The organism is Bacteroides clarus (assembly GCF_015555825.1).
GTDB classification, from domain to species: Bacteria; Bacteroidota; Bacteroidia; order Bacteroidales; family Bacteroidaceae; genus Bacteroides; species Bacteroides clarus.
In genome coordinates, this window is record NZ_JADNLF010000016.1 from 80,988 (window position 1) to 89,851 (window position 8,864).

An 8,864-nucleotide genomic window follows, 5' to 3' on the forward strand; every position below is an offset into this window, starting at 1 on the left:
GATATGGGAAAACTTTATGTGGTGCCTACACCGGTAGGAAATTTGGAAGATATGACTTTCCGTGCGATTCGCATTCTGAAAGAAGCGGATTTGGTGCTGGCCGAAGATACACGGACTTCCGGAATATTACTGAAGCATTTTGAGATAAAGAATGCGATGCAGTCTCACCATAAATTTAATGAACATAAAACGGTAGAAAGTGTTGTAAATAGAATAAAGGGCGGTGAAACCGTAGCGCTGATATCGGATGCGGGTACTCCGGGAATCTCCGATCCGGGTTTTCTGGTAGTTCGCGAATGTGTCCGCAACGGTATTGAAGTGCAATGCCTGCCGGGGGCTACAGCCTTCGTTCCGGCATTGGTGGCTTCAGGATTACCTAACGAGAAGTTCTGCTTTGAGGGCTTTCTCCCTCAGAAAAAAGGTAGGATGACACGGCTGAAAGGGCTGGCGGAAGAACGCCGGACAATGGTCTTTTATGAATCCCCCCACCGTTTGGTAAAAGCGCTGACGCAGTTTGCGGAATATTTTGGTGCGGAGCGGCAGGCATCCGTCTCTCGTGAAATATCTAAGATACACGAAGAAACGGTACGCGGTACTCTCACCGAATTGATAGAACATTTCACCGCCAACGAACCGCGTGGTGAGATAGTGATTGTAGTAGCAGGAATAGACGATTAAATAACTTCATTAACAAAACGTAAAACAAAAGCGTATGAAAAAGTTAGCTGTTTTAATTGTATGTGCGGCCGTTATGGCTTCATGTGATAGCTTCTCTGGCGGTAGCAAAGACCAGTTGAAAGCTGAAAACGATTCTCTTTTGATGGAATTGACTCAGCGTAATGCTGAATTGGATGAGATGATGGGTACTTTCAATGATATTTCGGAAGGATTTCGCCAAATCAATGCGGCAGAGAGCCGTGTGGACTTGCAGCGTGGTGCGGTTGCAGAGGGTTCTCTGAATGCAAAACAGCAGATAGCCTCTGATATTGAATTCATTCGCAAGCAGATGGAAGAAAACAAACAGCAGATTGCGAAATTGCAGTCTATGCTGAAAAGTAGCAAAACCAATTCTTCTCAATTGAAGAAGGCTGTTGAGTCTTTGACGCAGGAGTTGAATGCGAAGACTCAGCGTATTGAGGAACTGCAGGCTGAATTGGCTTCCAAGAATATCCGTATTCAGGAACTGGATGCTGCCGTAACAGATTTGAATGCTGTTAAGAGTGAGCTGACTGCTGAAAATGAGGCAAAAGCTAAGACTGTGGCAGAACAGGATAAGGCGCTCAATACCGCTTGGTTTGTATTCGGAACGAAGAAAGAATTGAAAGATCAGAAGATTTTGAGCGGCTCCGGTCTGTTCAAGAAGGGTTCGGTTTTGAAAGACGGCGATGTCAATAAGGATTATTTTACTCAGGTTGATATTCGTACCACTAAAGAAATCAAATTGTATTCTAAGGATGCTGATATCCTGACTACTCATCCTACCGGCTCTTATGCCTTGGAGAAAGATGATAAGGGTCAGTTGACTTTGAAGATTACCAACCCGAAAGAGTTCTGGAGTGTTTCCAAGTATTTGGTAATTCAAGTGAAATAGTTACTTGATTGATAATTGATGGGGCTGTTTCAAAAGAGCGTTTGTCGGCTTGCTTTTGAAACAGCCTTTTTAGTATTCTCTTTATGCCTTATAAAAATCTTTTTTTCGATTTGGACGATACGCTTTGGGCGTTCTCTGCCAATGCTCGTGATACATACGAAGAAATGTACCGGAAGTATGATTACGACCGTTTCTTTGACTCTTTCGAGCATTATTATTCACTCTATCAGCGTCGTAATCTGGAGTTATGGGCAGAGTATGCCGATGGTAAAGTGACGAAAGAAGAGCTAAACCGCCAACGCTATCTCTATCCATTGGAGGCTGTGGGAGCAGGTGACTCCGCTTTGGCAGAAGCATACGAAAAAGATGCTCTCGCAACGATTCCTACCAAAAGCAAGTTGATGCCTCACGCGCGTGAAGTGTTGGAATATCTTTCGGCGAAATATAATTTGTATATTCTTTCAAACGGATTTAAAGAACTCCAGTTCCATAAAATGCGTTCGTCGGACATTGATAAATATTTCAGGAAAGTGGTTCTTTCCGATGATATCGGAATCCTGAAACCCTGGCCGGAGATTTTTCATTTTGCTCTTTCGGCAACCCAGTCCGAACTGAATGATTCGCTGATGATTGGAGATAGTTGGGAAAATGATATTGCAGGAGCTGCCGGCGTGGGAATGCATCAGGTGTTTTATAATCTGTCCGGGCGTACGGATTTGCCTTTTACTCCTACCTATCAGATTACGGATTTGAAAGAATTGTTGGATTTATTGTGACATTGGGAGATTAGTTGTACTTTTGCTTTCAATGATAACCGTATAAAACTACCATTATGGAAACTCTCATTCCTTTTGCATTGTTGTGTTTCACTTCTTTCTTTACGTTGACGAATCCTTTAGGTACGATGCCTGTCTTTTTGACGATGACACAGGGGATGACGGAGAAAGAACGCCGTTCTATCGTCAGCCGCGCCACACTGGTCTCGTTTATAACTTTAATGGTCTTTGTCTTCGCCGGACAATTCCTTTTCAAGTTTTTCGGTATCTCGACGAATGGTTTCCGAATAGCGGGTGGCGTTATCATTTTTAAGATTGGCTTTGATATGTTGCAGGCACGCTATACGCCGATGAAGTTAAAAGACGAAGAAATTAAGACCTATGCAGATGATATTTCAATTACTCCCTTAGGTATCCCGATGTTGTGTGGTCCGGGTGCTATTGCCAATGCGATTGTACTGATGCAAGATGCACATTCTTTTGAGATGAAAGGGGTGCTTATAGGTACTATTGCCCTTATTTATTTTCTTACATTCTTGATATTGAGAGCTTCCACCCGTTTGGTTAATTTATTGGGTGAGACCGGTAATAATGTGATGATGCGTCTGATGGGGCTGATTCTGATGGTGATTGCCGTGGAGTGTTTTGTTAGTGGAATGAAGCCGATATTGGTGGATATAATTAAGGAAGGGTATTTGGGGATGATTAAGTAAGAAACTTGAAAACTCAGGATATTGAAAAAGGTTGCAAGAAAGAAGTCGGTCTTCTACTTGCAACCTTTTTTATAATCAGTCTTTAAGACTTATTATTTCAGCTTTGCTTTGATAGCTTCTGTAGCATTTAAAATGTCAAAATCAAGTGTTGCTTTTACAGAGGTTACTGTTACCTCGGGAGTGTAGAATACTCTGTAAGAGAATTCATAGGGAGTAGTCAGAACTTCAATTGTTTCACCGTCTTCTGTCTCCTCTGTGTATGTTCCGCCGGTTACACCTGTGAAGTCAAGCTTATAGTAGATTTTATCTGCTTCTTCTTGTTCTTCTTCAGGGTCTGTTGGTTTGTTTTGCTGGATACCGGTGTTAATATTTGCAGGGTCGTAACCATTTGTTGAGAACCGTTCTGTTACCGGAGCATAATTTTCATCAAGGAAGAACTGCAGGTGACCGGTCGTTGCATCACTTCCTTTGCCAGCATAGGCATACAGGGCTTTAATTCTGAATAACATGTTTCCGTTGTCATTCTTGTAGTCGGAAGCCCATTCCACAGGAGCGAGAATACCGGCACCGGGACCTACCCAACCATTTCCATCTTCCAAAATCACCGGTTGTCCGAGTGTTTGCCATGTGTAATCTTTGGTAAATGAAACGATGGTAGAGGTTGTGCCTTGGGCATAGAGATGGTCTTTCTTTTCACCAATGGTCAATGCCATCTCATAAGTTTTTTGGAATAAACAAGCTGCGTTGACATTAAGTGTTATTTTGGCTGTCGCTTCACCATCAGCAAATGAAAATGCAGTTGGTTGGTCACAGAATTTAACCCCGGTGGATACTTCGTCACATGAAGCAACAGTGACCGGAACGGAAACCGCCCCTTTGGTATTCACACGGTTTAAAGTAAGTGTGAAAGAAGTCTTATCCGGGTGCATTACAACGGGAGTTGAAGCCGCTGAAAAGTTGGCGCCTATTGCGTTTTCATCAGCTTGCGGGCTTGCGATTTCGGTATCTTCATAATCGCTGCAACCTGCAAGAGCAAAGGCGGGAGCTATCAATAAGCCTAATATGTATTTATTTAGTTTCATATGATTCGATTGTTAGATATAATACTATTATTTGTTATCTGCAACGGGTTTGGGAGTATTTCCCGGAGTATTTTGGTCTGCTTCGCTCAACGCTTGGTTGGATTGGAGTTCAACTTCCGGAATAGGCCATAACAATACATTGTCGGTAGGCTCGATTTTGAATATCATTTCACTATTGGGATATCCGGCCCCGCGACGGTCAACACCTTTGTTCAAACGCATCAAGTCAAACCAGTTTAAACCTTCGCCCCAAAGTTCGATACGACGTTGTTTGAATACTTCTTCCTGTATATCCGTACCGGGGCTATAGCTCGGGTCACGATAATTCTTAACGAAGTTAACCAATGTCGTTTTACCGTCTTGTCCGGACATTGCTTCCCCCTCTGCTTTTATCAGATACATTTCTTCGATACGCATCAGAGGTATGTCATTGGCGTTTACAGATGTTTCCAACTCATTCTTATAAGGCGCAAACTTAACTTGTGTGTAAGCTCCGTATCCATAATCAGTCATCATGGCCTGTTGATCTTCTGTAAGGTTATTGGATTTCAAGTCAGCACCTAACCACCAACCTTTTCTGGCATCGCTGTTAGGAATTGCCTCATAAAGCTCTTTGTTAATCTGTCGTCCGCCGGAATAATTGGCATATCCATAACTCATGGAACCCATGTGTGAAGGCCAGTTTACGATACCCGAAGTTACAACACGGTCTGTTTCGCTAACAATGATTCCCCACATCCAGTTTTGCTCATCCGAACTCCAAAAAGCAGGAGCGAGAATTTTCTGGTTGTCTTTTTCAGTATACTTGCTGGGAGCCAGTCCTTCTGTTGCCGCTGCCTTGATGGCATTGTCTGCAGCTGTTGCCGCAGCTCCATATTCGTGCATAGTCAAATTAACGCGGGCACTTAAACCGTATGCAACGGCTAAGCTAATGTAACGTTTGTCGGTACGTTTTACTTTAGACTTAGTCAGTAAGTCAATGGCAGAGGCCAAATCTGTAGTGATTTGTGTATAAACGTCCTGAACGGTTGCGCGGGGACATCCCTTTGTGGCAGCTTCTTCCATGTTCTTTTCTGTAATTAACGGTACGCACGGTTTGGTTTCATTACCTTTATAATTGAACTGATAAAGTTGGGCCATAACCCAATATGCAAAAGCGCGCGCGCCTAATCCCTGAGCAAGATAGTATTGTTCTGTCGGATCTTCTACTTGAGGGTCGATACCGCTGATAACATTATTAGAGGCATAAACGATAGAGTACATATCGTTCCATACCATCTGACACTCTAATGAGGTTTGCGAACGGTCTGTATAGTCCAAATCACTTCCTGCCCAGTTATAACCGTTATTATCGCTTACCACGTCATTACCGTTTGTATCAGTAAACAACATGACACTTGGATAACCTATATCGTTATGGCGTTCTGCGTTTAACGCACCTGCATTGGGCATATATTGGTTGAATTGTGCAAAAATAGCATTTACACGAGCCGCAATCTTAGTAGGGTCCTGTTGGCCAATTTCTTCTTTTTGCGAAGAGGTTACAGTGCTACCTTCCGGAAGTGTATCCATGTCCTCGCAACCGGCAAAGGTAAGAGATGCGACCAAGAGGGAAGCGAAAATATATTTTGTTTTCATATTCAAATTCCTATTTATTAATCAATTAAAATGTAAGACTGATACCACCGGAAATTGTACGTATCGGAGTATAAAGTGCTGTAGTGGCAGAAATATAACTCTGACGAGGGTCAAGACCTTTGCGTGCAGAAATCAAACCCACATTGTCGGCTGTAAAATATACACGTACTTTCTCGAGCATTATCTTTTGAACTAAAGTTTTGGGCAGTGTGTAACCTACCGTAATATTATTGATGCTGAGATAATTTGAGTTTGTCAACCAACGTGTAGAAGTGGAGTTCGTATATTGATCGCTTGCATTTAAACGCGGAATATTGGTATTGGTGTTTTCCGGTGTCCATGCGTTGTAGATATCTTTATGCCAGTTTTGTCCGGCAAAGCTGGATGAACCGCCATGCATCATACGTCTGTAACCGGAATCATAAATTTTACCTCCCAACTGGTAAGATAACTGGATAGATGCATCGAATCCATAGGCCTCAAATGTAGTTCCCAAACCACCATATACAGTAGGCATCATATCGTCTGTTGCTACTTTATAACCTTCGGCAGTAGTATAGTTGGGAGTCTTGATACGGTTACCGTCACCATCCTCCGCCCAATATAGCGCTTCACCGGTCTCAGGATCAACTCCGGCATAATCAACCAGATACATACGGTACATTGATTCTCCCTCTTCGTAGATACGAGTGTCGTCAATCATCTTACCATTTAAGTCAGGATGCAACTTGTTGATTTTGTTTTGAACGAAAGTTGCATTCAGATTTACATTCCAGTTAAATTTGGAATTGTTTAGAATCTGGTAATTCAAATCGATTTCAACACCGGAGTTTGTCATAGAACCTACATTCATCGGAATTGCCGTATAGCCTAAGCTACCCGCTGTCGGTCTGTTGTAAAGCATATCATCCGATTTACGTCCGAAATACTCAATAGTACCATTCAATGTGTTGTCGAACAAAGCAAAATCAACACCGATGTTATAAGATGTAGAAGTTTCCCAAGTCAGATCCGGATTACCTTTATAAGACAAAGTTCCGTCGGCAAAGATACCATTGGCACCCGTCATTTTATATTGGTCCATCCAGGGATAGTAGTTCTTGTCAAGGTCAACTCCGGGGTATAATATGTCATCATTACCTTGTTGTCCGAAAGATGCTTTCAACTTCAACATGTTGATCCATGCAATATCTTGCATAAAATCTTCCCGGCTGATCATCCATGCGGCACTTGCGGCCCAGAAATTACCCCAACGGTTATCGGGAGAGAAACGTGATGAAGCATCACGACGATAAGAAATGTTACCGAAATAAGTATCGTTATATGAATAGTTCACACGTCCGAAGAAACCTTTTGTAGAATAAGTGTCTTTTTTACCGCCTGCAGAGAAATTATCAATTGCATTACTCAGATAGAAGCTTTCCGGATTATACAGATTTTGTGCGTTACCGTATAATTCGGTGTATTCATAAGTATATCCGTCGTAACCCGCAGTAATATCAAAATGGTGGACATCTTTGAGTGCGAATTGATAGTTGGCTACGTATTGTTGGTCGAAACCATATGTACGCATCGCAGCTTGATAAGCTGTACCGCCATAAGAAGCACTCTGTCCCATATAGGCGTTACCCAAGTCATTGTAACGAGTATTGTCTACATTCAGACCGAAACGGGCTGATACATTCAAACCTTTTATCGGATTAATCTCTGCAAACCAGTTTACATTGATTACATCCATTAAATATTCTGTTTTATTATAGGTCAAGTCGCCGGCCGGGTTAGCAATTGACATGAAAGAACGTGAGTTCTTAGTGCTCTGCCCGTCTCCATAATCGTATACTTTACGACCGTTATTCAACATTATATTCTTATCTGTGTCACGAACATACATCGGGTATACCGGAGCAATGTTATTTGCAACGAAGAATGCGTTACCTGAAGAAGCTGTTGCATTCGCATCCTGTTCTGCTGGGTAGCGGCTCTGTGAATTGATATAGCTGAAGTTAGCGCCTACCTTCAACCATTGTGTCAGTTTGTAATCCCCTTTAAAGCGTCCGTTATAGCGTGTAAGGCCGGAACCGGAAATCACTCCTTGGTCATCCAAATAGCCGAAAGCCAAATAATACGTTGCTTTTTCATTACCGCCGGAAGCGTTGATGTTATATTCTTGGCGTAAGTTATTCTGGAATGTTTCATCTGCCCAATTATCCGGAGTGTAGTAATAACTTCCGTCGCTGTAGCCTAAAGTTGCGTTTGGATTCAGTCTTCCATTTGAGCCGATTAACAGTTCACCAGCAGGTGTAGTATAAATATTGTATCCTAAACCACCGGAAGCTTTGGTCGGCAAAATAGAATTAGCTTTGATATTGGCTGCTTCGGGAGAAAGTCCCTGAGAAATCTGAGAGTTATAAATAGCTTGATAAGCTGTTTCAATGTAGTTCTTAGGACTGGTCATCACATCGTAGTTCTTGATAGCGCGAGAGTTAACACCCCATTTTGCATCAAAGTTTATGCGAGCCTTACCGCTGGTACCTTTCTTTGTTGTAATCATAATGATACCATTGGCACCACGGGCACCATACAGGGCTGTTGAAGCGGCATCTTTCAAGACAGTCATAGACTCGATATCTGATGTATTGATAGTAGATAAGTCACCGTCAAATGGTACACCATCTACAACATACAACGGGTCTGTACCTGCATTGATAGAACCGACACCGCGAATACGTACTTTTGCTGACACACCCGGTTGACCATTATCACTCAAAATCTGCACACCGGCTACTGCACCGGCTAAGGCATTAGAAACATTAGCTACTTGTCTTTTTTCTATTTTATCTGCTTTCATTACGGCAGCAGAACCTGTAAAAGAACCTTTGGTAGAAGTACCATAGGCTGTAACAACAACCTCTTCAAGCACTTCTGTATCAGACTTTAATATGATTCTCAAATTCGGCTTGATTGCTACCTCTTGCGTCTGCATACCCACGAACGAAACCTGCAAAGTCTTCGCAGAACTATCAGATGCATAAATATCTCTAAATAAATAACTTATAAATAATAA

Annotated in this window: 7 protein-coding genes; 4 read left to right on the forward strand and 3 right to left on the reverse strand. The window is 42.3% G+C overall.

Annotated elements, in window-relative coordinates:
* Window positions 1-3 precede the first annotated feature (3 nt).
* From rsmI to I2F54_RS15130, 4 genes are all read left to right on the forward strand, one after another.
* A complete protein-coding gene (gene rsmI, locus I2F54_RS15115; RefSeq protein ID WP_009122895.1) occupies window positions 4-678 on the forward strand; it encodes a 16S rRNA (cytidine(1402)-2'-O)-methyltransferase in 675 nt (224 codons plus the stop codon).
* Window positions 679-712: 34 nt separating this feature from the next.
* The gene (locus I2F54_RS15120) at window positions 713-1,591 is read left to right on the forward strand and encodes a Cbp1 family collagen-binding glycoprotein adhesin (protein WP_009122896.1); all 879 of its coding nucleotides are present in this window, start codon (window positions 713-715) and stop codon (window positions 1,589-1,591) included.
* Window positions 1,592-1,674: 83 nt separating this feature from the next.
* Window positions 1,675-2,367, forward strand: a complete 693-nt coding sequence (locus tag I2F54_RS15125; RefSeq protein WP_009122897.1) for a YjjG family noncanonical pyrimidine nucleotidase — start codon at window positions 1,675-1,677, stop codon at window positions 2,365-2,367.
* Between the two features lie 56 nt (window positions 2,368-2,423).
* Window positions 2,424-3,080 (forward strand): MarC family protein, encoded by a 657-nt coding sequence (locus I2F54_RS15130; RefSeq protein WP_165357040.1) that lies wholly within the window; start codon window positions 2,424-2,426, stop codon window positions 3,078-3,080.
* Between the two features lie 92 nt (window positions 3,081-3,172).
* Here the strand turns inward: I2F54_RS15130 and I2F54_RS15135 are convergent, their stop codons facing one another.
* The 3 genes from I2F54_RS15135 to I2F54_RS15145 are packed head-to-tail and all read right to left on the reverse strand — an operon-like array spanning window position 3,173 to window position 8,855.
* Window positions 3,173-4,162, reverse strand: a complete 990-nt coding sequence (locus I2F54_RS15135) for a hypothetical protein (RefSeq protein WP_195501720.1) — start codon at window positions 4,160-4,162, stop codon at window positions 3,173-3,175.
* 27 nt (window positions 4,163-4,189) lie between these two features.
* Entirely contained in the window at window positions 4,190-5,800 is a 1,611-nt protein-coding gene (locus tag I2F54_RS15140; RefSeq protein ID WP_087426654.1) for a RagB/SusD family nutrient uptake outer membrane protein, read from the reverse strand.
* Between the two features lie 25 nt (window positions 5,801-5,825).
* Window positions 5,826-8,855: a SusC/RagA family TonB-linked outer membrane protein gene (locus I2F54_RS15145; RefSeq protein ID WP_338083451.1), complete on the reverse strand. Its 3,030-nt coding sequence runs from the start codon at window positions 8,853-8,855 to the stop codon at window positions 5,826-5,828.
* Window positions 8,856-8,864 lie beyond the last annotated feature (9 nt).

What these genes read in the sequence shown, in the direction of transcription:
- I2F54_RS15130 (WP_165357040.1), top strand. Translation starts at nt 2,424, where the DNA reads ATGGAAACTCTCATTCCTTTTGCATTGTTGTGTTTCACTTCTTTCTTT.
- rsmI (WP_009122895.1), top strand. Translation starts at nt 4, where the DNA reads ATGGGAAAACTTTATGTGGTGCCTACACCGGTAGGAAATTTGGAAGAT.
- I2F54_RS15140 (WP_087426654.1), bottom strand. Translation starts at nt 5,800, where the DNA reads ATGAAAACAAAATATATTTTCGCTTCCCTCTTGGTCGCATCTCTTACC.
- I2F54_RS15125 (WP_009122897.1), top strand. Translation starts at nt 1,675, where the DNA reads ATGCCTTATAAAAATCTTTTTTTCGATTTGGACGATACGCTTTGGGCG.
- I2F54_RS15135 (WP_195501720.1), bottom strand. Translation starts at nt 4,162, where the DNA reads ATGAAACTAAATAAATACATATTAGGCTTATTGATAGCTCCCGCCTTT.
- I2F54_RS15120 (WP_009122896.1), top strand. Translation starts at nt 713, where the DNA reads ATGAAAAAGTTAGCTGTTTTAATTGTATGTGCGGCCGTTATGGCTTCA.